At 70.9% G+C, this 24,829-nt stretch carries 25 protein-coding genes and 1 pseudogene; 13 read left to right on the forward strand and 13 right to left on the reverse strand.

Annotated elements, in window-relative coordinates; translation table 11 throughout:
• The first annotated feature begins 395 nt into the window (after nt 1-395).
• Nucleotides 396-839, forward strand: a complete 444-nt coding sequence (locus JQN72_RS00125; RefSeq protein ID WP_204133122.1) for an AlpA family transcriptional regulator — start codon at nt 396-398, stop codon at nt 837-839.
• 179 nt (nt 840-1,018) lie between these two features.
• On the opposite strand, the pseudogene JQN72_RS00130 reads toward JQN72_RS00125, so the two are convergent.
• From JQN72_RS00130 to JQN72_RS00145, 4 genes and pseudogenes are all read right to left on the reverse strand, one after another.
• Nucleotides 1,019-1,579 (reverse strand): annotated as a pseudogene (locus tag JQN72_RS00130) (CaiB/BaiF CoA transferase family protein); the annotation flags it as partial.
• 146 nt (nt 1,580-1,725) lie between these two features.
• Nucleotides 1,726-2,403, reverse strand: coding sequence for an SDR family NAD(P)-dependent oxidoreductase (locus JQN72_RS00135; protein ID WP_204133123.1), 678 nt, complete (start codon nt 2,401-2,403; stop codon nt 1,726-1,728).
• Nucleotides 2,404-2,510: 107 nt separating this feature from the next.
• The gene (locus JQN72_RS00140; RefSeq protein ID WP_204133124.1) at nt 2,511-3,146 is read right to left on the reverse strand and encodes an NAD(P)-dependent oxidoreductase; all 636 of its coding nucleotides are present in this window, start codon (nt 3,144-3,146) and stop codon (nt 2,511-2,513) included.
• Nucleotides 3,147-3,166: 20 nt separating this feature from the next.
• Nucleotides 3,167-4,204: a zinc-binding dehydrogenase gene (locus tag JQN72_RS00145; protein ID WP_204133125.1), complete on the reverse strand. Its 1,038-nt coding sequence runs from the start codon at nt 4,202-4,204 to the stop codon at nt 3,167-3,169.
• A 106-nt stretch (nt 4,205-4,310) separates the two neighbouring features.
• On the opposite strand from JQN72_RS00145, the gene JQN72_RS00150 reads away from it, so the two are divergent.
• From JQN72_RS00150 to JQN72_RS00175, 6 genes are all read left to right on the forward strand, one after another.
• The gene (locus JQN72_RS00150) at nt 4,311-4,805 is read left to right on the forward strand and encodes a MarR family transcriptional regulator (RefSeq protein ID WP_307812301.1); all 495 of its coding nucleotides are present in this window, start codon (nt 4,311-4,313) and stop codon (nt 4,803-4,805) included.
• An 81-nt stretch (nt 4,806-4,886) separates the two neighbouring features.
• Nucleotides 4,887-5,405 (forward strand): isochorismatase family protein, encoded by a 519-nt coding sequence (locus JQN72_RS00155; RefSeq protein ID WP_204133127.1) that lies wholly within the window; start codon nt 4,887-4,889, stop codon nt 5,403-5,405.
• A 190-nt stretch (nt 5,406-5,595) separates the two neighbouring features.
• Entirely contained in the window at nt 5,596-6,105 is a 510-nt protein-coding gene (locus tag JQN72_RS00160; protein WP_204133128.1) for an LLM class flavin-dependent oxidoreductase, read from the forward strand.
• A 183-nt stretch (nt 6,106-6,288) separates the two neighbouring features.
• Entirely contained in the window at nt 6,289-6,567 is a 279-nt protein-coding gene (locus tag JQN72_RS00165) for a hypothetical protein (RefSeq protein WP_204133129.1), read from the forward strand.
• Nucleotides 6,564-7,106, forward strand: a complete 543-nt coding sequence (locus JQN72_RS00170; protein WP_204133130.1) for an NADPH-dependent F420 reductase — start codon at nt 6,564-6,566, stop codon at nt 7,104-7,106. Before JQN72_RS00165 ends, JQN72_RS00170 begins: the two co-directional genes overlap by 4 nt.
• Before the next feature lie 165 nt (nt 7,107-7,271).
• Entirely contained in the window at nt 7,272-7,793 is a 522-nt protein-coding gene (locus JQN72_RS00175) for an NAD(P)H-dependent oxidoreductase (RefSeq protein ID WP_204133131.1), read from the forward strand.
• Between the two features lie 112 nt (nt 7,794-7,905).
• Here the strand turns inward: JQN72_RS00175 and JQN72_RS00180 are convergent, their stop codons facing one another.
• From JQN72_RS00180 to JQN72_RS00190, 3 genes are all read right to left on the reverse strand, one after another.
• A complete protein-coding gene (locus JQN72_RS00180; RefSeq protein ID WP_307812303.1) occupies nt 7,906-8,235 on the reverse strand; it encodes a type II toxin-antitoxin system PemK/MazF family toxin in 330 nt (109 codons plus the stop codon).
• Nucleotides 8,232-8,465 (reverse strand): antitoxin MazE5, encoded by a 234-nt coding sequence (locus JQN72_RS00185; RefSeq protein WP_204133132.1) that lies wholly within the window; start codon nt 8,463-8,465, stop codon nt 8,232-8,234. Before JQN72_RS00185 ends, JQN72_RS00180 begins: the two co-directional genes overlap by 4 nt.
• 126 nt (nt 8,466-8,591) lie before the next feature.
• Nucleotides 8,592-9,836, reverse strand: coding sequence for a D-arabinono-1,4-lactone oxidase (locus JQN72_RS00190; RefSeq protein WP_204133133.1), 1,245 nt, complete (start codon nt 9,834-9,836; stop codon nt 8,592-8,594).
• Nucleotides 9,837-9,947: 111 nt separating this feature from the next.
• On the opposite strand from JQN72_RS00190, the gene JQN72_RS00195 reads away from it, so the two are divergent.
• Nucleotides 9,948-10,484, forward strand: a complete 537-nt coding sequence (locus JQN72_RS00195) for a DinB family protein (protein WP_307812304.1) — start codon at nt 9,948-9,950, stop codon at nt 10,482-10,484.
• Nucleotides 10,485-10,597: 113 nt separating this feature from the next.
• Here the strand turns inward: JQN72_RS00195 and JQN72_RS00200 are convergent, their stop codons facing one another.
• The 3 genes from JQN72_RS00200 to JQN72_RS00210 all read right to left on the reverse strand — a co-directional run bounded on the left by JQN72_RS00200 (nt 10,598) and on the right by JQN72_RS00210 (nt 16,599).
• A complete protein-coding gene (locus JQN72_RS00200; RefSeq protein ID WP_204133134.1) occupies nt 10,598-11,278 on the reverse strand; it encodes a hypothetical protein in 681 nt (226 codons plus the stop codon).
• A 105-nt stretch (nt 11,279-11,383) separates the two neighbouring features.
• Entirely contained in the window at nt 11,384-14,989 is a 3,606-nt protein-coding gene (locus tag JQN72_RS00205) for a bifunctional RecB family nuclease/DEAD/DEAH box helicase (RefSeq protein WP_204133135.1), read from the reverse strand.
• A 41-nt stretch (nt 14,990-15,030) separates the two neighbouring features.
• On the reverse strand, nt 15,031-16,599 hold the full coding sequence (locus JQN72_RS00210) for a dolichyl-phosphate-mannose--protein mannosyltransferase (protein WP_239099885.1): 1,569 nt from the start codon (nt 16,597-16,599) through the stop codon (nt 15,031-15,033).
• Between the two features lie 48 nt (nt 16,600-16,647).
• Here JQN72_RS00210 and rsmI point away from each other — a divergent pair, with 48 nt between their 5' ends.
• The 4 genes from rsmI (at nt 16,648) to JQN72_RS00230 (ending at nt 21,133) form a co-directional block, all read left to right on the forward strand.
• Nucleotides 16,648-17,481 (forward strand): 16S rRNA (cytidine(1402)-2'-O)-methyltransferase, encoded by an 834-nt coding sequence (gene rsmI, locus JQN72_RS00215; RefSeq protein ID WP_239099886.1) that lies wholly within the window; start codon nt 16,648-16,650, stop codon nt 17,479-17,481.
• Between the two features lie 106 nt (nt 17,482-17,587).
• Nucleotides 17,588-18,292 (forward strand): succinate dehydrogenase cytochrome b subunit, encoded by a 705-nt coding sequence (locus JQN72_RS00220; protein WP_204133138.1) that lies wholly within the window; start codon nt 17,588-17,590, stop codon nt 18,290-18,292.
• 11 nt (nt 18,293-18,303) lie between these two features.
• Entirely contained in the window at nt 18,304-20,313 is a 2,010-nt protein-coding gene (locus tag JQN72_RS00225) for a fumarate reductase/succinate dehydrogenase flavoprotein subunit (protein ID WP_204133139.1), read from the forward strand.
• An 82-nt stretch (nt 20,314-20,395) separates the two neighbouring features.
• Entirely contained in the window at nt 20,396-21,133 is a 738-nt protein-coding gene (locus JQN72_RS00230) for a succinate dehydrogenase/fumarate reductase iron-sulfur subunit (RefSeq protein WP_204133140.1), read from the forward strand.
• Between the two features lie 156 nt (nt 21,134-21,289).
• Here the strand turns inward: JQN72_RS00230 and JQN72_RS00235 are convergent, their stop codons facing one another.
• Entirely contained in the window at nt 21,290-22,033 is a 744-nt protein-coding gene (locus JQN72_RS00235; RefSeq protein WP_239099887.1) for a CPBP family intramembrane glutamic endopeptidase, read from the reverse strand.
• A 349-nt stretch (nt 22,034-22,382) separates the two neighbouring features.
• Here JQN72_RS00235 and JQN72_RS00240 point away from each other — a divergent pair, with 349 nt between their 5' ends.
• On the forward strand, nt 22,383-22,958 hold the full coding sequence (locus JQN72_RS00240; RefSeq protein ID WP_204133142.1) for a hypothetical protein: 576 nt from the start codon (nt 22,383-22,385) through the stop codon (nt 22,956-22,958).
• Nucleotides 22,959-22,992: 34 nt separating this feature from the next.
• Here JQN72_RS00240 and JQN72_RS00245 read toward each other — a convergent pair whose 3' ends face one another.
• Nucleotides 22,993-23,595: a DUF4126 domain-containing protein gene (locus tag JQN72_RS00245; protein WP_204133143.1), complete on the reverse strand. Its 603-nt coding sequence runs from the start codon at nt 23,593-23,595 to the stop codon at nt 22,993-22,995.
• A 160-nt stretch (nt 23,596-23,755) separates the two neighbouring features.
• Nucleotides 23,756-24,823, reverse strand: a complete 1,068-nt coding sequence (locus JQN72_RS00250; protein ID WP_239099888.1) for an RtcB family protein — start codon at nt 24,821-24,823, stop codon at nt 23,756-23,758.
• Nucleotides 24,824-24,829: the final 6 nt, after the last annotated feature.

The following is a 24,829-nucleotide window of genomic DNA, read 5'->3' on the forward strand; positions in this document are numbered from 1 at the left end:
GGCGCCGCTCGGCGGCGGGGCCCCGCGACAGGGACCCCCGCGCTCCGGGCGCTTCGCGCCCTCCGCGCACCCCCGTCGCACCCCACCACCTCGCCGCGCACAACTTCGAGCGTGCCGGCTGACGTCGCAGAGACGTCCTCACCTCCGCGGCGCCGACCCTACGCAGAGCATCCGCCCGACTCCGGACCGCATCAAGGGCGGCTGCGCCGTCGCTCCGCGATGACCTACGGCCACCCTTGACCCGGCCACTCCGCCGAGCTCCAGTGCCCCGCTACGGGTCGGTGCCACTCCCTGCCGAAACCGTGCCCCCCCGATGCCCCCCGGGTTCGGCGCCGACCCCGTCTCGGGCAACTCCTGCAACGGGGAAACACCTATCGCGAAACGTCCACTACGGCATGAATCGCCTTCGCAATGAGAAGGTCAGGGGTTCGAATCCCCTCAGCTCCACCAAACCCGCTGGTCAGAGGCCATGCACGGATCCTGAACAAGGAGACGAGCATGGCCTTTTAGCATTTAGTCAGCACAGAGTCGGTCGACGGCGAAGGTCACTCGGCCCGTCTGGGCGGGCCTCGGCCGGTCGCGGCACGCTTCGCGCACCTGGTGTGTATGACGACTGCAACCCAGCCCGAGCCGACACTCGGCCCCGTCCTGACCCTCTCCCACTGGCCACCCAGCTCGGTGTCACTGTGCAGACCCTGTACGACCTCCGAAGCCAGGGCCGCGGTCCGCGCGGGTTCCGCGTCGGCCGTGAGCTCCGCTTCCGGGTGAGCGAGGTCGAAGCCTGGCTTGCCGAGCTGGAAGCCGATGACGCCGAGCGCCATCCACGGCAGGCCGGCTGATGCGCACCGGACGACCTCGGACCCCGATCGGCACCCACGGGGTGGTCAACACCCGCCGGGAGGCCGGTCGGGTCGTGGCGGAGACCCGCGTCCGTGACGTCGACGGCCGCTTGCGCCAGTCCGGGCCAGCGCCCCGACCGCGGCTGCGGCGCGGAACCGTCTGATGGAGCGCGTCCGTGAGCCCCCGTCGCTCCCGAGCGCCGGTGCCTGCCCGAGAGGAGGTCGGCGATTGGCACCCCGACCCGCTGCGGGTCGTCGGGTCCGGAGCCCGTCAGGGACATCAGGCCCGCCTCGCCGTGCGCGATCTGGTCGTAGCCCGCCCGTCCTCCCTCGGGACCGTCGTGGCCGAAACCGGTGATCGACAGGACGACGAGGCCGGGGTTGCGCTCCCGCAACTCGTCGACGCCCAGCCCGAGCCGCTCCAGGACGCCCGCGCGGAAGTTCTCCACGAGCACGTCGGCCCGATCGACGAGCGCGAGGAGCACCGCAGTATCCGACTCGTCCTTGAGGTCGAGGGCGATCGACTCCTTGTTGCGGTTGGTGCACAGGAAGTACGTCGACTGCCGGGCGTCCGGCTCCCCGACGAACGGCGGACCCCAGCCGCGGGTGTCGTCGCCCGTGCGTGGTGCCTCGACCTTGACCACGCGCGCGCCCAGGTCACCGAACATCTGTGTCGCGTGAGGCCCCGCGAGGGCCCGGGAGATGTCGACGACGAGGACTGCCTTGAGGGGTTCGGACACGTGTCACCCGCCTCGGACGAGAGCGGAGCAGAACTGCGGCGCCGAGGTCAAGCGCTTGTGATGCCTTCCGGCCGCTGCCACAGTGGCAACCAGTGCCACGGGACGGTGTGTCCCGAGGCTCTTGCTACTGCGGCCGGACATCCATGTCACCATGGGACCTGCTCGCCATGTCGGAAGAACCCCCCGCTGGGACCGTCTGGCGGGAGATCGACCGCCCACAGGACGCTGGCGGCGCCCTTCTGGACAGGTGCCCCACCGGGTCCGCCGAGGTCCGTGGCGACCCAGCCGGGGCAGACGGCGTTGACAAGGATCCCCCGGTCCCGCACGGCCGTGGCAAGCTTGACGGTGAACATGTCGAGAGCGGCCTTGGACACCGAGTAGGCCGGTGCGTTGGGCCCGTCGGTTTCGCCGAACGAGCCCGACTTGCTCGAGAGGTTGACGATCCGGGAGCCCGGTCGCATCAGGGGAAGCAGCGCGGCCGTGGTGGCCCACGCGCCCAACACGTTCGTCTGGAAGGCCTCGAGGACGACCCCGAGGTCCGCGTCGGTGGCGTCCTGCCAGGTGTCGAAGTGGATGCCGGCGTTGTTGATGAGCACGTCGACGGTGTTCAGGTCGTCGGCAAGGTTCCGTACGTCGGTGGGGTTTGTGACATCCAGCCGGCGGGGGAGCACTGTGCCGTCCAGTTCGGCGGCCGCTTCGATGCCTCTGTCAAGGTCGCGCGATCCGAGGATGACGGTCATGCCGCTGGCTGCGAGTTGGCGGACCAGTTCCAATCCGATGCCCCGGTTTCCACCGGTGACCACGGCGGTACCTGATCTCTCCATGGGTATCTCCTTGTCTCGGGACACTTGGCCGGTGAGGCCTTGCGTCCGACGGGTCTGTCTGGGGGCGGGTGCCCGGAAGCCGGCGGAGCAGCCGCGGGGCCCCGGCGCTAGTACCCGACTGTCAGCCAGTCGCGGTGAACGGTCGGGGTCAGAACTTCGTCTGCGTAGGCGATCGCGAAGTCGGCCACCCCGATGTGTGAGCGCCCGTCGGCGTCGTGGACCTGAGCGGTGGTACTGGTGCGGTACCGGCCCGTGCGCGTCCCCGGGGCGAACCTTCCGAACTCTCCGGCAACCGCGAGGTAGATCCAGTCGAGGGTTTCGGGAGTGCTGCGGAGCCAGTCGAGTGTCCGATCGTGCGCATCCACACGGTCGGCGAGGAAGTCAGGAAAGCCCGGCGTGTCGGCGTGCCGGGGTCCTCCGGGGCGGACCGGAAGGATCGCCGAGCTGCCGACGACTCCCAGTCGGGCTCCAGACTTCTCTGCAGCCTCGGCAAGAACCTGGGTGCTGCTCGGGAGCCCGCCCTGCTCGTCGACCGGAATCACGGCGTTGACGATCACGTCGATGCCTGCGGTCGCCTCGGCCACGGTGTCGGGGTCGTAGACGCTCCCGGTGACGGTGACGATGCAGGCGGGCAGGCCGGGGGCCGGATGGCGGGCGACGACCACGACCTCCTGGCCGCGCTCCGCGAGCTCGGAGGCCAGGGCACTACCCACGAAGCCGGTTCCGAAGATGGCAATCTTCATGTCGCTTCTCCTTCAGCTGCTCAGGCGTTCGGCCGGACGAGGATCTTGCAGTGCTTCTCGGGGTTGCCGAGCTCCTCGAACGCCTTGCCCACGTCCTCGAGCCCAACCTCGGCGGTAATCCAAGGCGCCACGTTCAGCTCACCATCCGCGATCTGACGCAGCGTCTCGGCGAACTCGTCTGGCGTGTAGGCCTGCACGAACCGGAACTCGGCCTCCTTGGCGATGCCGAAGTACGGGCGCAGCTGGTCGGGCTCCATGACGCCGCCCACGACGATGACTCGCGTGCTGAACGGTGTCTGACGCAGGATGCTGTCCAGCATTCCCGGTACCCCCACGGCTTCGAAGACCACTGGGACCCCCGAGCCGGTACGTCGCCAGACGTCGAAGATCTCCTCGGTGGCTGGATCGACAACCGCGTGGGCACCCATCGCCTCAGCGAGCTGGCGGCGTGCCGGGGAGAAGTCCGAAGCAACGATCGGGGCGACGCCGGCGGCAGCCAGCTCCGCGATGACCGCCAGCCCCGCTGGGCCAGACCCGATCACGATGGCGCCTGTGCCAGGCGTGATGTCGGCCTTGTTGACAGCGTGCAGGCCGACCGCCATCGGCTCGGTCAACGCGGCCAGCCTGGGGTCCAGGCCGTTGGGGACGGTGAGCACGAGTGGGGCGCTGAGCAGCATCTGCTCGGCATACCCGCCCGGAAGAGTGTTCGAGTACAGTCGGGGTTCCATACCGCGGTCGCTGATCAGCGCGGGCATCGACGTGACGATGGTGCCGGGCGCAGGTGCGTCGGTTCCCGGCCCGGCGGCAACGACCTCGCCCGTGTACTCGTGTCCCATGAACACGTCCTGCCCCAGGTCAAGACCGTCGGTGAGGCTCGGGGCACCACTCATCTGCCCGGCCAGTTCGACCAGGGTGGAGCTGTGCTGGGCGAAGTGCAGGTCGCCGCCGCAGACGCCGCAGGCATCGACCTCGATCAGGACCTGATCGGGCCCAGGCTCGGGCTCGGGGACATCGTCGCGGTACACCATCGAGCCGTTGCGCAGAACGGAGGCGCGCATCGTGGGCTCCTTCCAGCCGAAGGGTATGAATTTACTTCAAGCTAGGACTAACAACTTCATGCGTCAAGTGATTGGGATGTCCCTCACTCCGTGCGATGATGACCCCGTGAGCGCACAGGAGCCGCAGTGGCTGGATGAAGAAGAGCAGGAGGCGTGGCTGGCTCTTGCCTCGGTTTTCCTGACGCTTCCGGGATCGCTCGACAGCCAACTCCAAGCGGACTCGAACATGTCGTTCTACGAGTACATGGTGCTGGCGATGCTCAGCCATGCCCCCGATGAAACGCTGCGGCTCCGCAACCTGGCGGCCCTGACCAACGGCTCGTTGTCGCGCGTCTCGCAGGTCGCGACCAGGCTCGAGGTTCGTGGTTGGCTCAAGCGCCGCCAGGATCCCGAGGACGGGCGCACGACGCTGGCGACGCTGACGGCCGCTGGTCGCAGGAAGCTGGCCAAGGCCGCCCCGGGGCACGTTGCGACGGTACGGCGACTGGTGCTGGATCCGCTCACCAAGACGCAGGTGCGGCAGCTGCGTGACATCAACCGCCGCATCCGTGGCGCGATCGAGCCCGGTGGCCGGGCCATCTTCGGCGGCCACGGCAGCTGAGTCGGCGCCTCGGACGATCGCGCCAGCACCCCGGACTGAGCGGCATTCTGCGTTCCGTCCGCGCGACGCACAGTGGAAGTCATGAACCCCACGGACCACACTACTTTCGACATCGAGAACACGGCTCTCGTCCTCATCGACCACCAAGTCGGCACCATCGGTTTGGCCGGCGAACTGCTGCCGGAGGAGCGGGAGCAGCTGAAGATGTGGGTCCTCGTCGTGGCCCACTTCGCCCAGTACGCGGGCGTGCCTGTGGTCCTGACCAGCGGTCAGGAGGACCAGCAGCAGGGTCCCCTGCTGCCGGAGCTGGAGAAGATTGTGCCCGAGGCGTTCGCGGCCCGGGTCAAGCGCCAGGGCGTCATCAATGCTTGGGATGATGAGAACTTCGTGGCTGCTATCGAGGCCACCGGCAAGTGCAACCTCGTGATGGCGGGGGTGACGACCGACGTCTGCCTCGTGCCGCCGGCGCTGTCGGCCAGGAAGGCGGGCCATGAGGCCACCGCTCTGCTGGACATCTCCGCCGCCACGACGCGCACCGCGGCCCAGAACAGCCGCGAGCTCCTTCGTGACGCCGGGGCAGCCCTGCTCAGCATGCCGTGACTGGTGACGAGCATGCTCGGCAACTTCAACCGCCCGGAGGCCAATGGCCTGTACGAGGCCATGGGCACCTACGGTGTGTACGAGACCTTCGACCGTGGGGGGCTGCGCTGACACGGAGATCGGCATCGACAACTTCGTCTCCAAGACGCTGGACCCGGTCACGCGGAAGCCGGTCGCGGACCACGTCCGCATGAAGCAGTTCCTGGATGAGGTCGTGACCGCGGACCGCTCCGGGGTCGACACGTTCGGCATCGGCGAGCACCACCACAGCAACTTCCTTGACTCCTCGCCCGTGGTCATCCTGGCGGCTGCCGCCGACAAGACCGAGCGGATCCGGCTGCGCACGGCGGTCACGGTGCTCAGCGCCGACGACCCGGTCCGCCTCCTCGAGCAGTTCTCGACCCTGGACCTCGTGTCCGGTGGCCGCGCTGAGATGGTCCTCGGGAGGGGTTCGTTCACCGAGGCCTTTCCCCTGTTCGGCATCAACCTCGGCAACTACGACGCCCTCTTCGAGGAGAAGCTCGGACTGATCCTGCAGCTGCGGCAGGACCCTCACCCGCACTGGTCGGGCCGCTTCCGGCCCGCGCTCACCGGACAGGGTGTCTACCCACGTCCGGTCCAGGAGCAGTTGCCGATGTGGATCGGCGTGGGTGGGACGCCTTCGTTCTTCGTCCGCGCCGGACTTCTCGGCTGCCCCTGATGGTGGGAGTCATCGGCGGAGACCCCAGCCGATTCTTCCCACTGATCGAGCTCTACCGAGAGGCTGGCGCCAGAGCCGGTCACGCACCCGAGGACCTCAAGGTCGGGATCCACTGCTTCGGTTTCGTGGGTGACTCCGATCAGCAGGCCGCCGACGACTTCTGGCCCTGGCTACCACCACACCATGTCCGCCACCGGCCGCGAGCGCGGGCTGCCCGAACCCACGAGGGGTCGCTATGACCTTGAACTGGGAGAGTACGGCGCCTTCTTCATCGGCAGCCCCGAGACCGTGGCAACCAAGATCGCCTCGGTTGCAGAGGCCGTCGGGGACCTGTCCCGCTTCACCTTGCAGATGACCAACGCCATGCTGGCCCCGGAGACGATGCAGCACGCGATCGAGCTGCTGGGGACCAAGGTGAAGCCCACGGTGCACTCGATACTCGGCGAGGGGGTGCCGCGATGAGTACGACTTCCTTGCGACTTGGCATCATCGGCGCGGGAAAGCTGGGCATGACGGTCGCCAGGCTGGCCGTCGCTGCGGGTGTCGAGGTGACAGTCTCCAACTCCGGCAACGTCGAGGACCTGGCCTTCACCGCACAGTTCCTGGCACCCGGAGTCGAAGCAGGGACTCCCGCCGAAGCAGTCGCGCACACCGATCTCGTGCTCCTGGCCGTGCCGTTCCACCGCTTCCGCACGTTGCCGGCCGACATGCTGAGCGGGCGAATCGTGATCGACGCGATGAACTACTGGGAATCGGTCGACGGCACACTGCCCAACGCCGACGTGTCGACGGAGAGGTCCAGTCTTCTCGTCCAGCAGTGGTTCCAGGGGTCGAAGGTTGTCCGGACGCTGAACCAGCTGGGCTACCACGACCTGAATGAGCTGCCTCGGGCTGCCGGGGCGTCGGACCGGACTGGGGCCGGTGTTCGTGGGCGTGACCACAGCCGCGAACGCAGGCGTCCCGGCCGACAAGGCGGGGCTGGCCGCAGCTCTCATCAATAGCTCGATGTGGATCGGTGGCGCGCTCGGCCTAGCAGTCTTCTCGGCGGTCGCGACCGCGCGAACCAAATCACTCCTGCGCGATGGCGCGGGAAGCGCCGAGGCCCTCACCCGCGGCTTCGGACTCGCGCTGCTGGTGTCTGCAGCACCTTCTTGCTGGCTGCAGTCGTGATCGCGCTGCGCGCCAGCAACACCCACGGCGGCATCAACTCGCCGACCGCCACCCACCGGGCCGCACCTACGCCCGACCTCGAATCGCCCACCAAAGAAATCAACACCACAAGGAGAAGTGTCATGAACCTGTTCCGACTTGATGGAAGTTTCCGCGAGGAGGGCTCGCAGAGCCGCGCCATCGCCGACATCGTCGAGAACCAGTGGACCGCCACGGGCGGAGGCGACGTGACACGGCGTCACATCGGCGCCGAGCCGATCCCTTCGACCTACTGGGCGGCCGCGGCGAGTTTCGGCTACACCCCGGAGGAGTACCGCACCGAGCTTCAGCACACTGCAGTGGCGCTGGCGACCGAGCTCGTCGACGAGCTAGTGGCCGCTGACGCGCTCCTGTTCGCTGTGCCGCTGTACAACTTCGGCGTCTCCCAGCACTTCAAGGCCTACATCGACCTCGTTCTCACCGAGGAGCGGATGGCTCCCACGGCCCCGGGACAGATCCTGGGCGGCAAGCCGGTGTGATGTCTCAGGACATCGGAAACCCCCGAACCGTCAGGTTCGGGGGTTTCGTGGTGTCTGGGGTTGGTACGTGTGGGTGGTGTCGAGGGTGAGCCGGCGGAGGATCCGGCTGCGCTCAGTCCGTGCAGTCGACGGCGACACCGAGAGCTGCGCAGACCTGCCTCATCCGGTCGTCGGCCAGTCGGCCGATGCGCTCCACCAGGATCGCGACCGAGACCGACTCGACCGAGTCCAGGTTGACCGCCGAACGAAGGGGCACCGGGTCCTCGCCGGGTTCGAGGTGGACCTCGCTCGGGAGATTCCGGAGGGTGGTCGTGCACGGGGCGACCAGTGCACGACCATGGCGCGGGATGACGACGTCACGCGACAGGACCACGACCGGCCGGCGCCCGGCCTCGGCCATCTCGCACCACCAGACCTCCCCGCGCGTGGGCAGGTCGGTCACGAGGCCGCGACCCCGCGACGGAACGAGGCAAGGTCTCCCCACGCGTCGGGCTCGTCGAGCGGGTGTGCGTCATAGGCGGCGTAGCTGGCGTCGACCTCTGCCGAGCGGTGCCGGGCGAGCAGGGCGGCAAGTGCTTCGTCGACGAGGGCGGAGTCCTGTTTGCCCGATGCCTTGCGGGCGCTCTGCAGGAGGTCGGCGTCCACCGTGGTGCTCAGCCGTATGCGACTCATGCCACGATAATGCCACACAGGGCAGGGATGTCGAGGTTCCTGGTACCGGATGTTTCCGGGGCCTTCGACGCATCGAGGCGTCGGCGTGGCGTCCTCGCGGCCACATCTGCTGACCGGAGTGTGGAGTCAGTCGCCCAGGGTGCGCTCGAGGAAGCCGTTGCCGAAGCGGCGGTCCGGGTCCACGCGGTCGCGGAGCGTGCGGAAGTCCGCGAACCGGGGATAGAGCGGCGCGAGCTCGGCGGCGCCGGCCCGGAACACCTTGCCCCAGTGGGGGCGTCCGCCCAGCGGCAGGAGTACCTCCTCCATGGGGGCGAGGGCCTCGCGCACCTCGTCGATCGCGAGGTCCCAGGTGAAGTGCAGTCCCACGGTGTCGCGCCCGTACGCGCCGCTCAGCCAGAGGTCGTCGGCGGCGACCGTCCGGATCTCGCACACCTGGAGCAGGTCGCGGAACGCGTCGGCGGTTCGACGCAGACCGGCCAGTGCCTCCAGCGCACGGTCCCGTGGGACGAGGTACTCGCTCTGCAGCTCGGCGCCGCGGCTCGGGGTCACGTCCGTCCGGAAGTGCGGGAGCCGGTCGAGCCACGGGCCGGGAACCCCGCCCTGCGGCGTGACCGCGTCCTCGGGGGCTCCGTCGAGCATGTGCAGCGTCCGCGTGGCCGGCAGGGTCCCGATGACCGCCTCGACCGGCGGGGCGTCGGCCCGGGCCTTGACCCACAGCTGGCGCAGTTCGCGCTCGTCGAAGCTCGTGAACACGCTGACGCTGTGGCCGAGCGCCGTGACGTCGTCGAAGTGCTCCTCGAGCGTGGTCCACGTGAGCCCGGTGTACGCCGTCTGGCTCACGAGGTAGGACGGCTCGACGTCGAGCTCGAGGCGGGTGACGACACCGAGGGCCCCGAGCCCGACGACGGAACCCGCGAAGTCGGGCTCACCCCGCCGGAGGGTGCGGAGCGTGCCGTCCGGGCCGACGACGTCGAGCGTGGCCACGGCTGCGGAGAGGGTGCGCGAGCCGTCCCCCGAGCCGTGCGTGCCGGTGGAGACGGCCCCGGCGACCGCGATGTGGGGGAGCGAGGCCATCGCACCGAGCGCCCAGCCCTTCTCCTCGAGTGTCGCGGCGAGCTGCCCGTAGGTCGTGCCGGCGGACACGGACACCGTGCGTGCCGTCTCGTCGACGAGCACCTCGCGGGGGAGGTCGTCGAGCGAGACGAGCGTCCCCGCCGTGTCGGCGATGTCGGTGAACGAGTGCCGGCTGCCCAGCGCGCGGACCCGCTCGGTCGTGGCCAGGAGGTCCTGGACCTCCGCCACGCTGCGCGGCCGGGCCAGCCGCTCCGCTCCGAACGTGTGGCTGCCCGCCCAGGTCCGTCCAGGTCGCATGTGCTCATCCTGGCGGTCAGGTGGTCCGGGCGGGAGGTCGGGTGAACCTCGGCGCACGAGGTGCGTGTGCCCCCTTGCCCCGGGGGCGTCGTTCCGGTTGGCTGACGGACCGTGACCGACCGCTGGATGGACCCCGACGACGACCCCCGACCGATCGGCTCACCCGAGGGTGAGCTCGCGACGTTGCGGCAGTACCTGACCCACTACCGGATGACGCTCCGGCTCAAGTGCGACGGGCTCGACGCCGAGCAGCTGGCGCGGCGGTCGGTGCCGCCGAGCGCGCTCAGCCTGCTCGGCCTGGTCCGGCACATGGCCGTCGTCGAGCAGTACTGGTTCCAGCGCGTGCTGCAGGGGCGGACCGTCGACCCCGTCTACAGCGACCCGGCCGACCGGGACGTCGAGTTCACGAGCGCGGTCGCCGAGCAGGCCGTCGTCGATGACTCGTTCGCGACGTGGCAGCATCAGGTCGACGCGGCGGACGCCTGGCTGGACACCCTGCCCGAGGGCGACCTCGGCGCGACCGTCACACGGCGTGACGAGGAGCTGCCGGTCCGCGACGTCCTCGTCCACATGATCGAGGAGTATGCGCGCCACGTCGGCCATGCCGACCTGCTGCGCGAGTGCATCGACGGACGCACGGGCCAGTAGGCCCCGGGCACTGACGTCCCGGCCGGACGGCTCACTGTCCGGCCGGGACGCGTCCCTACACCCGGACGCATCCTCCGGGGGGACGTGGTGTCGGACGCCGTGAGGCGCCCTCGTCAGTGCCGACCGCGGCCGGACCCGGCTCGCGGCGTCGCCTTCTGGGTGGACCGACCGGGCTTCGTCGCCCCGGCCCCCTTCGTGTTCTCCCGGCGCGTGGCCTTGTCGGCCTTCTTCGCGGCCCTCTTCTCCGCCTTCGCCGGGCGCTCGCCGGCCTTCTTCCCCGCCTTCGCGAAGTGCTTCGGGGCGGGACTGCCGATCTCGTCGCCCACCTCGTCGTCCGCAGCGGTCCCGTCCTTGCCGTCGACGTCCGAGCAGTCGGCCCCCTGGACGTTGCGGAAGGCCGTGGACCTCTCGGCGGCGTGCCCCGAGGAATGCTGCACGTGCGACCAGGCGGTGCACAGGCCGTGGTGCGCCGGTCCGTCGGCGTCCGGGCCGACCCCGCCCGTGCGGTCCTCGCCGGCACCGTGCTCGTCGGACTCGTCGGACTCGTCGGACTCGTCGGACTCGTCGGGGGTCTCGTTCTCGGACTCCTCGGAGGCGTCGTCCTCCGGGCTCTCGTCGTCCTGGTCGTGGGCGTCCGGGTCGTCGGCCGACGGCGTGGCGTCGGGCGTCTCGGTCGCGTCGTCCTCGACGAAGGTGGCCGGGGCGGACCCGGCGGCAGCGACCGCGGCGACCCCGCCCCCGAGCACGACGACGGCCGCGGCGGTGAGCGCAGCGCCGAAACGTCGCACTGACATCGAGGACCTCCGGGTCGAGATGACTGAGCGGCCAGGATGTCGGGGCCACGGGAGCCTCCACCCGGGAATGGCGGCCCTATCGGCCGAACGGACGATGGCGGCGCCTCAGCCCGTGTCCCCGACGGGGTGCGGGCGGGGCTGTCCGACCGGCCGCGGCCGACCACCCGGGTGCCGGATACCGGGGGGCGAGTCCGGCTCGCCGAGGCGTAGGAAGGCCCCGAGCGCCACGAGCTCGTCGGCGCTGCGTGGGGCGAAATCGGTGAGCACCCGGGACCGCACGAGGTACGTGGCGTACTGGGCACGGGAGATGGCGACGTTGAGCCGGTGGCGGTCGAGCAGGAACCCCATCCCGCGGGAGACGTCGGTGTGCGACGACGCGGCCATCGACAGGATCGCGACGGGCGCCTCCTGCCCCTGGAACCGGTCGACCGTGCCGACCCGGTCGGCCAGCTCGACGAGGCCGGCGTCGAGCAGTGCCCGCTGGATCGTCGAGACCTGGTGGTTGTACGGCGTGATGACGACGACGTCGCGCTCGGTGAGCACACGCGGCCCGACAGGGCGCCCCGAGGTGTCGGTCTCGGACGGGTCCTCCCAGGTGCGGCCGAGCAGGTCGCGCACGAGCCGGACGACCTCGGCGGCCTCCTCGGGGGAGTGTGTCGAGTTGTCCAGGTGGTCGACGAGCCGGACGTGCAGCCCGGGGTCGACGCCGCCCAGCGTGCGCGCGGCCGTGACCTGCGCGTGGGACTCCAGCCGACCCGCGTAGGCGAGGTCGGACACGACCTCGGTGAGTGCCGGGTGCATCCGCCAGGTCGTCGCGAGGAAGTAGCCCAGCGCGGGCGGCAGGACCGGGGCGTCGTCCGCGAGCCAGACCAGGGCAGCCCGGTCGACCGGCTCGGCGTGCACCCCGGTGGTGACCCCCGGCAGCTGCTGGGGGTCACCGAGCAGCAGCAGCCGTCGCGCCGCCACCGACACCGCGAGCGTCTTGGCGAGGGAGAGCTGGCCGGCCTCGTCGACGACGAGGAGGTCGAGCTGTCCGCGCTCGACCCGGCGCGGGTTCGTGAGGTCCCACGCCGTGCCGCCGATGACGTAGCCCCGGCCGGCGGCGCGGTGCTCGGCCGCGAAGCCCGCGAGCTCGTCGGCCTTGGCCAGCGCGGTCCACGCGGCGTCGGGCGTGCGGGCACCCGCCTTGCCCACCTGCCCGGCCGGCGCGCCGGCGGACGCGACGAGCGTCGACAGGACGTTCTCGACGGCGGCGTGGCTCTGCGCCGTGACGCCGACCGCCCATCCCTCGTCCACGAGCCGGGCGACGACGTGCGCCCCGACGTAGGTCTTGCCCGTGCCGGGCGGGCCCTGCACCGCGAGGTAGGAGTCGTCCATGGCGCGCAGCGCCTCGGTGATGGCGTCGACGTAGCCCCGCGGCCCGCCGGGTACGGGCAGCGTCTCACCACCGCGCAGCCGTGGGGTGTGCCGGAGGAGCAGGTCACCACCGGCCGACTCGGGGACTCGGCCCGTGGCGAGCACCTGCTCCGCGATCTCGGCGAGCGCGTCGTCGAGATTGTCGGTACGGACATGGTCGTCCGGGACGAGCGCGACCGGGCCCATGTCGAAGGCCGCGGCTCCGGGCTGGAGCTCCTCGACGTCGAGCACCTGGCGGACCCAGCCGCTGTCGGTGACGGTGTCCTCGGCGTCCAGGACGGTGACCGTCGCCGGGTTCTTCGCGTGGGCGTGCAGGGGGTCGGCCTCCATGCCGTCCGGCGCGGGCACCGCGTAGACGGCCGCGACCTTCGCGCCCGCGGGGAGCGCGACGTTGCGGGCCGGCTCGCCGTGCAGCCGCAGCCGGCGCCTCGGCTTCCGGGCCCGGGGCGGCAGGTGCCAGTCGTCGACGACCTCGACGCGGTCGACGACGAACACGCCGTCGGCCGGCCGCCACTCGCCGACCGGGAGCCGCAGCCGCTCGAAGTGCTCCTGCCACGCGGGCTTGTCCTCGCGGGCGTGGAACAGCACCGAGGAACCGACGAGCGCGACCGCCTGCTCCTCGGGCGTCCGGTCGGCCACCGGGACGGAGTCGACCTCCGAGCGGACCGCGGCCTCGAGGGCGAGTGCGGCGAGCCGGCGCTCGCCGAGCTCGGGCTCCACGGGCTCCGGCGGCGGGGGCGTCGGCTCGTCACCCCACTCCTCGCGGCGGCGGGCCAGGAGCCAGTCGCGCAGGAGCAGCGTGGACCGGCAGTCCTTCTCGTTGTACGCGGCGATGTCCCCCAACCGGGCGTCGGCGGTGTCGGCCCGACCGTCGACGACGGCCTGCTCGTACTCGTGGTAGGCCACGATGCTCTCGGCGCCGCCCTGCACCTCCTCCTCGCGGGCGTCCATGTACAGGGGCTCGAGCTTCTTGATCGAGTACGAGCGCTGGGACACCCGCAGCGCCGACCGCACGACGGCGTAGAGGTCGACGAAGACCTCGTCGCGGAGCAGCTGGTCGACGTCGTCCTCGCAGACCCCGTGCCGGGCCGCGAGGCGCAGCAGCGCCGAGGTCTCGTACGGGGCGTAGTGGTAGATGTGCAGCCCGGGCCAGCGCCGTCGCCGTGCCCGGACGTGCTCGACGAAGTCGACGAGGGCCTGCCGCTCCTGGGCCCGGTCGTGCGCCCAGAAGGCGCGGAACCGCGGAGACCCGGAGTCGACCTCGAGCATGCCGAACAGGTACTCCAGGCCCCAGTCGCCGGACCCGCGCTCGTGCCACAGGGGGTCGCCCTCGAAGTCGAAGAAGAGGTCGCCGTCGCTCGGCGGTGGCATCCGCCGCAGCGTCTCGGTGTCGACGAGCTCGTAGGACACCGTGCCCCCGGGGTCGGCGTCCTGGACCAGCTGCAGCCGCGCCTGGGCGGCGAGCCGCTCGAGTGTGGCCGGCCGGACGTCCGGCACGGGCGCCGTACGTGCCGCGAGGTCGTCGATGGTCGTGACGCCCGCCTCGAGCAGCCGCGCGCGGGTGGGCCCGCGCATCCCGGCGACGAGCAGCAGGTCGCGTGCGGCCTTGACCTCCGGCTCGCACACCTCGCACCGCCCGCACGCCAGCCAACGCGGGTCGCCCCACACCGCCGCCGTGCGGTCGGCGTCGTGCTCGGCGAGCACGGACTCCAGATGTGCCCGGCGCCGCGCGTAGACCGCGACGACCTCCTCGAGGGGTCGGTCGACGACCTCGCCGTCGCCCAGCACCAGCCGTGCGACGGGCGCGACCGGGACCCCGGCGTCGGCGAGCACGGAGGCGTAGGCGCCGACCTGCAGGAGCGCGGCGACGTCCTCGGAGCGGGCGAGCTTGGTGTCGCTGACGACCCAGCCGTGCAAAGTGTGCTCGAGGAAGTCGACGTGACCCACGAACCCGCCGTCGAACACCGTGGCCTGGTAGACGACCCGTGCCCCGCCCGAGGTCGCCGTCACCGTCTCGGCCATCGCCGCGGCGAGCGCGTCCGGGGTGTACCCGGGCCGGGCGAGCTGGACGACCTGCCCCGGGTGGGCCGTGGTCAGCCGCCGGAGCTCGGCCTGCTCGTGGGCGACACCCAGCTCGGCCACGCGGGCGTGCACCGGGTCGTCGACGACCTCGGCACGGGGCCGTCGCCCGCGCAGGACGTCGAGCCCGGCGACGACGGCGAACTCGCACGTGGCGGCCCGGCGCAGGTCGCCGGCACTGAGCACGACCCGCTGGTCGTCACCGAGGAGGAGCATCCCCCGAACCTACGCGGAGGCACCGACGACCGTGGGCGACGTCAGATCCAGCTGGGGAACCACATCCGCCAGTGCCAGTGCTCGTACGGGATGGTGTCGGCCACGTAGATCGGGTGGAAGAACGCGAACAGGGCGAGGGTGAGCGCCAGGTAGCCGCCGACCACGAGCACCCGGAAGCGCCAGCGCACGGGGTCCGAGCCCCGCGTGCCAAGCCAGAGGCCGATGACGAACGTGACCGCGAGGACGACCCACGGCTCGAACGCGACGGCGTAGAACGTGTAGATCGTGCGGTCCTGGAAGAGGAACCACGGCAGGTACCCGCCGACGACCCCGGCGGCGATGGCACCGGCGCGCCAGTCGCGGCGGGCGAGCCACCACCAGGCGACGAGGAGCAGCGCGAGGATGCCGAGCCACCACACCGAGACGGTCCCGACCGGGTTGACGGCCGAGGAGCACTGCTCGACGGTGCAGCCGTCCACCCCCTGGGTAGGCCCCTCGTAGTAGAAGGAGGTCGGCCGCGACTGGACCAGCCACGACCACGGGTTCGACTGGTACGGGTGCGGCTCGGCGAGCGTGGTGTTGAAGGCGAGCTGGTCCTGGTGGTACTTGAGCCAGTTGCGCAGCACCGGAGGCAGCCACAGGACACCCTCGCCGGGGTGGTACTGGTCCCAGTTCCGGTGGTAGCCGATCGAGGTGAGGAACCAGCCGCTCCACGACAGCGTGTAGACGACCGCGGTGGTGACGACGGTCTGGACGACCGCGAACGGGGCGTCCGTGAGCAGCGTGCCCCGCGCCCAGTGCCGCACCCCGGCGGCCCGGCGGGCACCCATGTCCCACCACACCGTCATCAGCCCGAACGCCGCGAGGAAGAACAGCCCGGAGATCTTCGTGCCGGTGCACAGCCCCAGCGAGACGCCCGCCATCCAGCGCCACGGCCGCCAGCCCAGCCACGGCCCGGCTCCCCGAGGCCACTCCCCGCGCCCGAGCGCGCCGACCTTCTGCGCCAGCACCTCGCGGCTGCGGTCGCGGTCGACGAGCAGCGCCGCGAACCCGCAGAGCGCGAAGAACATGACGATGATGTCGAGGATCCCGGTGCGCGACATGACGAAGTGCAGGCCCTCGAAGGCGAGCAGGAACGACGCGACGCAGCCGAGCATCGTCGAGCCGAACATCCGGCGGGCCACGCGGCCCACGACGAGGACGGACAGCGTGCCGAGCAGCGCCACCGAGAAGCGCCACCCCCATCCGGAGTCGGCGCCGAACAGCCACTCGCCGAAGCCGATCACCCACTTGCCCACCGGCGGATGGACGACGAGGTCGCCCGCGGTGTCGGAGAAGATCTCCGGGTTGCCGTCGACGAACGCCGCGTTCGGGTCCTTGAGAGACTCCAGCACCTGCATCTCGACGCCGTATCGGATCATCGAGTAGCCCTGCTTGACGTAGTACGTCTCGTCGAACACCAGGGCGTGCGGCCGGTCGAGGGTCCAGAACCGCAGCACGCCACCGACGAGCGCGATGAGGCCGGGGCCGAGCCACCCCCAGAGCCGGTCGGTGGGCCGGTACCCGAGCAGGCGGGATCGCAGCTCGTCGGTCCGGGTCACGCGGGCCATCGTAGGTGGGCCGTCTGCACGCCCTCGGAGGCGTGCGAGGATCGCGGCATGAGCGGTGTCCTCGTCCTCGCGGCCACCCCGATCGGCGACCCCCGGGACGCCGCGCCCCGGTTGGCCGACGAGCTGGCGGGAGCGGACGTCGTCGCCGCCGAGGACACCCGGCGGCTGCGCCGGCTGTGCGCCGACCTCGGGGTGACGCCACGGGGCCGCGTCGTGTCGTTCCACGAGCACAACGAGTCCGGGCGTTCGCACACCCTCGTCGACGAGCTCCGGTCCGGCGCACGGGTCGTCGTCGTCACCGACGCCGGCATGCCGTCCGTCTCCGACCCCGGGTACCGGCTCGTCGCCGCCGCGGTGGAGGAAGGGGTCAGGGTCACCGCCGTGCCGGGTCCGTCGGCGGTGCTCACCGCCCTGGCCGTGTCCGGGCTGCCGGTCGACCGCTTCTGCTTCGAGGGCTTCCTTCCCCGCAAGGACGGCGAGCGGGAGCGCGCCCTCGCCGCGCTGGCGCCCGAGCGGCGCACGATGGTCTTCTTCGAGGCACCGCACCGGCTCGAGCGCACGCTCGCGTCGATGGCGGGCGCCTTCGGCCCGGAGCGTCCGGCCGCGGTGTGCCGCGAGCTCACGAAGACCTACGAGGAGGTCCGCCGCGGTCCGCTCGCAGAGCTCGTCCCGTGGGCGGCCGAGGGCGTACGCGGCGAGGTCACCGTCGTCGTGGGCGGCTCGGTCGGCCCTGCGGTGAGCCTCGAGGCCGCCGTGCCCGAGGTCCTCGACCGCGTCGCGGCGGGGGAGCGGCTCAAGGACGTGTGCGGCGAGGTCGCCGCGACGACCGGGCTGTCGAAGAAGTCCCTCTACGACGCCGTGCTGGAGGCCCGGCACGGATGACCCGCGGGCCGCGTCCAGTACCGCCCGGTAACCGGGGGAATGTCACACCCCGGCAGGCCTCGACACCTCTCGAATCGGTCGGAGCCGGGGACTAGGGTGCAGGTTCGTGGCCACAACGACTTCCTCGCGTCCCGCGGCGGCCCGACGGACCACGATCGGCCTGAAGATCCTCATGGCGGGGACCGGCCTCGTGTTCGTCGGGTACGTCCTGCTCCACATGTACGGCAACCTCAAGCTGCTCGCCGGCGAGGAGGCCTTCAACACCTACGCCGAGCACCTGCGGACGATCGGCGAGCCGATGCTTCCGCACGGCGGCCTGCTGTGGGCCATCCGTGTGGTCCTCGTCCTCAGCCTCGTGGGGCACGCGTACGCGGCCTACTCGCTGTGGAGCCGGGCCGGCTCGGCCCGCCGCACCAAGTACGCCGCGGTGAAGACCGCGTCGCGGACCGCGTGGATGCGCTGGGGCGGCACCTTCATCCTGCTCTTCGTCGTGTGGCACCTCCTGCAGTTCACCATCCTCAAGTTCTCGGTGAACGGCGACAAGCAGGGTGCGGACGTCACGCAGAACCCCTACGAGCTCGTCGTCGCGAGCTTCCAGGTCCCGTGGAACACGCTGATCTACGTGCTCGCGCTCGTCGCCCTGGCCTTCCACCTGTCGCACGGCACCTTCAGCGCCCAGCAGACCCTGGGCCTGACGGGGGACGCCGGCGCGTACCGCCGGGCGAAGGTCGTCGGTCACGCGCTCGCCGCCGTCGTCGTCGTCGGCTTCCTCATCCCGCCCCTGTCCATCCTCTTCGGCCTGATCACGTGAGGCAGACATCGATGACCACCACGAACGACACCGTGAACGCGGGCATCGCCCACGGCCTCTACACCGAGGGCGAGGGCCTCGCCGACACCAAGGCCCCCGAGGGCCCGATCGCCGGCAAGTGGACGCAGCGGCAGTTCGACGCCGCGCTGGTCAACCCGGCCAACCGCCGCAAGCTCGACGTCATCATCGTCGGCACCGGGCTCGCCGGGGGCTCGGCCGCCGCGACCCTCGGCGAGGCCGGCTACAACGTCAAGGTCTTCTGCTTCCAGGACACCCCGCGCCGGGCGCACTCCATCGCGGCCCAGGGCGGCATTAACGCCGCGAAGAACTACAAGGAGGACGGAGACTCGGTCCACCGCCTCTTCTACGACACCGTCAAGGGCGGTGACTACCGCTCCCGCGAGACCAACGTCTACCGGCTCGCCGAGGTCAGCGCGAACATCATCGACCAGTGCGTCGCGCAGGGCGTCCCGTTCGCGCGCGAGTACGGCGGCCTGCTCGACAACCGCTCCTTCGGCGGCGTCCAGGTGTCCCGCACCTTCTACGCCCGCGGCCAGACCGGCCAGCAGCTCCTCATCGGTGCCTACCAGGCGCTCGAGCGGCAGGTGGCGGCGGGCACGGTCCAGCAGTTCACCCGGCACGAGATGCTCGAGCTCGTCGTCTCCGACGGCCGGGCCCGCGGCATCGTGGCCCGTGACCTCGTCACCGGGGACATCGAGACGCACACCGCGGACGCCGTCGTCCTCGCCTCGGGCGGTTACGGCAACGTCTTCTTCCTCTCGACCAACGCGATGGGCAGCAACGTCACCGCGTCGTGGCGGGCGCACCGCAAGGGCGCCTACATGGCCAACCCCTGCTACACGCAGATCCACCCCACGTGCATCCCGGTGTCCGGCGAGCACCAGTCGAAGCTCACGCTGATGTCCGAGTCGCTGCGCAACGACGGCCGGATCTGGGTGCCGAAGGACCGCGACGACTGCGACAAGGACCCCCGCCAGATCCCGGAGGAGGACCGCGACTACTACCTCGAGCGGATCTACCCCTCGTTCGGCAACCTCGTCCCGCGCGACATCGCCTCCCGGCAGGCGAAGAACGTCTGCGACGAGGGCCGCGGCGTCGGCCCGCTGGTCGGCGACTTCCGCCGCGGCGTCTACCTCGACTTCACCGACGCCATCTCCCGGATGGGTCGCGCGGCGGTCGAGGCCAAGTACGGCAACCTCTTCGACATGTACGAGCGGATCACGGGCGAGAACCCGTACGAGATGCCGATGCGCATCTACCCCGCCGTGCACTACGTCATGGGCGGGCTGTGGGTCGACTACGACCTGCAGTCGACGATCCCCGGGCTCTTCGTGACGGGCGAGGCCAACTTCTCCGACCACGGCGCGAACCGGCTCGGTGCCTCGGCGCTCATGCAGGGCCTCGCGGACGGCTACTTCGTCCTGCCCAACACGATCCGCGACTACCTCGCGAAGGGGCCGTTCGAGCCGCTGCAGCCGGACGACCCGGCCGTCGCCGACGCCCAGCGGTCGGTCGAGGAGCGCACCGAGCGCCTGCTCGCGATCAACGGTGAGCGGTCGGTCGACTCCTTCCACCGCGAGCTCGGCAACATCATGTGGGAGTACTGCGGGATGGAGCGCTCCGAGGAGGGGCTGCTCAAGGCCATCGACCTCATCCGCGGGCTGCGCGAGGAGTTCTGGCGCAACGTGCGGGTGCTCGGCGCCGCGGACACCCTCAACCAGAGCCTCGAGAAGGCCGGCCGCGTCGCCGACTTTCTCGAGCTCGGCGAGCTCATGTGCATCGACGCCCTGCACCGGCGCGAGTCCTGCGGCGGCCACTTCCGCGCCGAGTCGCAGACCGAGGACGGCGAGGCGCTGCGCCACGACGACGAGTTCCTCTACGTCGCCGCCTGGGAGTTCGGCGGCGACGAGGGCGAGCCGGGCGAGGTCGGGCAGCCGGTCCTGCACAAGGAGGACCTCGTCTACGAAGCCATCGAGCTCAAGCAGCGGAGCTACAAGTGACGCGCGGAGCGCGCCCGCGCACGGCGTGCGCCCCGAGCCGACCGTCGACCCCGCGAGGGTCCGCGACCCGAAGGACGACCGCATGAACCTCACCCTGAAGATCTGGCGTCAGGCCGGGCCTCGCCACCGGGGCGAGCTCAAGACCTACAAGGTCTCCGACATCAGCCCGGACATGAGCTTCCTCGAGATGCTCGACGTCCTCAACGAGCAGCTCAACGCGGCCGGCGAGGAGCCGGTGGCCTTCGACTCCGACTGCCGCGAGGGGATCTGCGGCATGTGCGGGCTGATGATCTCCGGGCACGCACACGGTCCGGAGAAGACCACGACGTGCCAGCTGCACATGCGCAGCTTCAGCGACGGTGACGTCATCACGGTGGAGCCGTGGCGGGCCGACGCCTTCCCGGTCATCAAGGACCTCGTCGTCGACCGTGGGTCCTTCGACCGGATCATCCAGGCGGGAGGGTACGTGTCCGTCAACACCGGTGCCGCCCCGGACGCGCACGCGACCCCGGTCCCGAAGGCGAACGCGGACCGCGCCTTCGTCGCCGCGGAGTGCATCGGCTGCGGGGCGTGCGTCGCCGCCTGCCCGAACGCCTCCGCGATGCTCTTCATGGGGGCCAAGGTCACCCACCTCTCCGAGCTGCCCCAGGGCCAGCCCGAGCGGATGGCCCGGGTCGTGTCGATGGTCGAGCAGCACGACGAGGAGGGCTTCGGCGGCTGCACGAACGTCGGTGCGTGCTCGCAGGCATGCCCGAAGGGCATCCCGCAGGACGTCATCTCGACGCTCAACAAGGACCTGCGCAGCGCCCTCCGCGCCTGACCGCATCTTTTTCGCCTGATGCCGGAACCTCCGGTCACGCACCCCGAAGTTCGCGGTGTGTGACCGGAGGTTCCGGTGCGAAGGGGTGCCCCGACGTCCGCGGTCAGCCGTGTGGGCGAGAGGGCCGTGCCGGGTGCGGGGCGGTTGGGCGGGGCTTCAGAGCCAGGAGACGTGCGGCTCGACGAGGGCGTAGCCGACGAACGCCACGACGTCGAGGATCGTGTGGGCGACGACGAGCGGCATGACCCGCTTGGTCCGGGTGTAGAGCCAGCCGAAGAGCAGCCCCATGACGGCGTTGCCGATGAAGCCGCCGAAGCCCTGGTAGAGGTGGTAGCTGCCTCGGATGAGCGCGCTCGTGACGATGACCCGCCACGGGGTCCATCCGGCCTGGGCCCAGCGGCGGAAGAGGTAGCCGACCATGACGACCTCCTCCAGCACAGCGTTCTGCGCGGCGGCCAGGACGAGGACGGGGACGGTGAACCAGGCGGCGCCCTCGAGGTTCGCCGCCGCGACCGTCGTGTTGATCCCGGCCGCCTTGGCCGCGAGGTAGAACCCCAGCCCGGGGATGCCGACGAGCGCCGCGAGGCCGGCGCCGCGGAGCACGTCCTGCAGCGGTCGGCGCAGGTCGAAGCCCATCGTGTGCGGCTCGTCCGGGTCGTCCCGGCGCAGCAGGTGGAGCGCGAGCAGGACGGGGACGAGCGCGAGCCCGATGCCGACGAGCTGGTAGGTGACGTCGAGCCACGGCCGGTCCGGCGTGACGGACGAGTTCATCGTCGCCGTCTGCTGGGACAGCGCCTCGCGGCGGGTGAGGCGGTCGACGATCCTCAGCAGCGCGTAGACCGCCGACGACCCGAGCGAGACGCCGAGGACGAGCCAGGTCTCGGTGAGGTGTCGCCGCATGGCGTCAGGGTAGGCGTCGGCCGGGTCCACCACGGCCGCGCCTCGACATCCAGGGCTGGGTGAGTGGGGCACGTACCCACCCGGTCGAGGTCGATCGGGCAAAGCGCCTGCGGCGGTGGGCGGTAGCCCGCTAGCCTTCTTCCGCGTCCGACGGGCGCCGCCGATGTCTTCCGGGGGGAGCCGATCCATGACCCGACCACGCCCGACCCGCGCTGTCCGGCACGCCCTGCTCGCGGCTCTCGCAGTGGTGCTCCTCATGAGCAGCACCGGATGCGGGGCCCTGATGGGTGGGTCGAACGGGACCGCCCCGGACGGCACCCCGCTGCCGAGCGTCCAGGAGCTGTACGGCATGGCACGGCAGTCCTCACTCGACGCCTCATGGGTGCACATCGAGGGCGTCCTGCTCGAGACGGAGGACGAGGATCTCGAAGACATCGGCATCGATCTCGAGGGGAGTATCGACGGGACGACCTCCCGCATTGTTCTTCGGACCGACCAGGGGGCCGTGACCATGCTCAAGGCCGAGGAGACGGTCCTGATGAAGGGGGACTGGGACTTCTGGGCCGTGGCTGCGGACGAGGACGCAGCAGATGCGCTGAAAGGCCGCTGGGTGAAGGTACCTCCGGATGAGGCATCAGATTTCGAGGACGCGTCGGTGGCATTCGTCATCGGGGAGTTCTTCGGCGAGGAACAGATGTCGGCCAAGGACCTGCTCGGCTCATCGGTGAAGGTTCGCACCCACGCCGACCGGGAGATCTGGGTCGCGCGGCTGTGGAACGGCTCCGAGCTCTGGTACGACCCGAGGGCCGAGCACGTCGTCAAGGCCACCGAACCTCGGGTCGGTGAGCTGACCTTCGACCATTGGGACGAGCCCCAGGAACTCAAGTGGCCGCCCAAGGGCAAGATCGTCGCCTTCGACGGCTGAGGCCGAGGCCGCGTGCACGACCGGTGCGGCGCGGTCAGCCGCTCGCGTAGGCGCGTTCCCGTCGTCCGCGGCGCCAGTCGCGCACGCGCAGTGACATCCAGACGAGCAGCCAGGCGAGCAGCCCGAGGGCCACGACGACGAACACCGGAGCGAGCAGGGCGACCAAGGACAGCCCGATCGAGGCGCCGTCCTCCACGGTGGAGACGACCGGCCCACCGGCGCCGACCGTCGCGCCGTTGACGACGGGGCGGGCAGCCATCTTCCCGGTGTGCACCAGCCCGGAGACGATGATCCCGAGCACGACCGACACCCAGGGGTGCTCGGCCATCCACGTGCTGTTGTCGATCTCGGACGCGGCCGTGGTCGCGGCGAAGATCAGCCCGCCCATGCTCGGGCGGATGAAGGTCTGGATCGTGTCGTTGAGGGTGTCGACGGCCGGCACCTTGTCGAGGACGACCTCGGTGAGGAGCAGCACCGTGCCGATGCCGATGGCCCAGTCGCCGGCCATCCACTCGTAGCCGGAGGGCAGCGTGACGAGGTCGGTGAAGCGCGCCATGAGCGCGACGACGAGGAACGGGATGTAGGCGTTCAGGCCCGCTGCAGCGGACAGGCCCATCCCGGTGAGGGCTGCCAGCACGGCGACCTCCTGACTGCGGCGGCCACCGTTCGTGGCCGTTTCGGCGGGACAACGCTGGTCCGACGTCAGGGTAGTCCCGCCCGGTTCCCTCGTGACCGAACCGTTGCCTCCCGAGGGCTCAGGCCCCGGCACGGGGAGTCGCCGTGCCGGGGCCTGCGGGTCAGTCGCCCTTGACGTTGACGACCTGCCGGAGCGTGTGCCGGACCCGGACGAGGTCGGCCGCGTCGGCCATGACCTGGTCGATGTCCTTGTAGGCCGCCGGGATCTCGTCCAGGAACGCGTCGGTGTCCCGGTACTCGATGCCGGCCATGGCGGCCCGCAGCTCGTCGTGCGTGAACCGCTTCCGGGCCGCCGACCGCGAGTACATCCGCCCCGCACCGTGCGGCGCGGAGCAGAGGGAGACCGCGTTGCCGAGCCCCTCGACGACGTAGGACCGGGTCCCCATCGACCCCGGGACGAGGCCGGCCTGGCCCTCCCGGGCCTCGATCGCGCCCTTGCGGGTCACCCACAGCGTCCTCCCCCAGTGCGTCTCCTGCTGGGTGAAGTTGTGGTGGCAGTTGACCCGCTCGAGCTCGTCCACCTCGGTCCCGAGGAACTCGCCGAGCTGCCGCAGCGTCCGGTCCATCATCTCGTCCCGGCCCCGCAGCGCGTAGTGCTGCGCCCACCGGAGCTCGCGGATGTAGGTCCAGAACTCGTCCGTGCCCTCGACGAGGTACGCGAGGTCCCGGTCGGGCAGGTCGATCCAGTACCGCTCCATGAGCCGCCGGGCGACCGCGATGTGGCGCTGCGCGATCTTGTTGCCGACGCCCCGGGAGCCGGAGTGCAGGAAGGCCCACACCCGGTCCTGCTCGTCCAGGCTCACCTCGATGAAGTGGTTCCCGGACCCGAGCGTCCCGAGCTGCAGCCGCCAGCGGCCCGCCCGGGCGTCCGGGTCGAACCCGGCGTCCGCGGCCAGCGCCTCGAGCTCGGTGACCCGCGGCTGCGCGGTCGCGACGACCTTCCGGTTCGCCGCGCCGGCCGACAGCGGGACGGCCCGCTCGACCGCCTGCCGCAGCGGGCCGAGGTCCCGGCCGGCGAGGTCGTCGACGGGTGGCCCGGACCGTCCGGGCCGCGGACGAGGATGGCAGTCGGGCCCGCCTCCCCACCAGCGCTTTTCGGATGTCCGGGCCGCGGGTCGTCGGCGGGGGGCGGGAAACCGGTCGCGGTACAGGGCCGGGCGCGGGAGCATCGGCGC

Source organism: Phycicoccus sp. CSK15P-2 (genome assembly GCF_016888005.1).
Taxonomy (GTDB): Bacteria; Actinomycetota; Actinomycetes; order Actinomycetales; family Dermatophilaceae; genus Phycicoccus.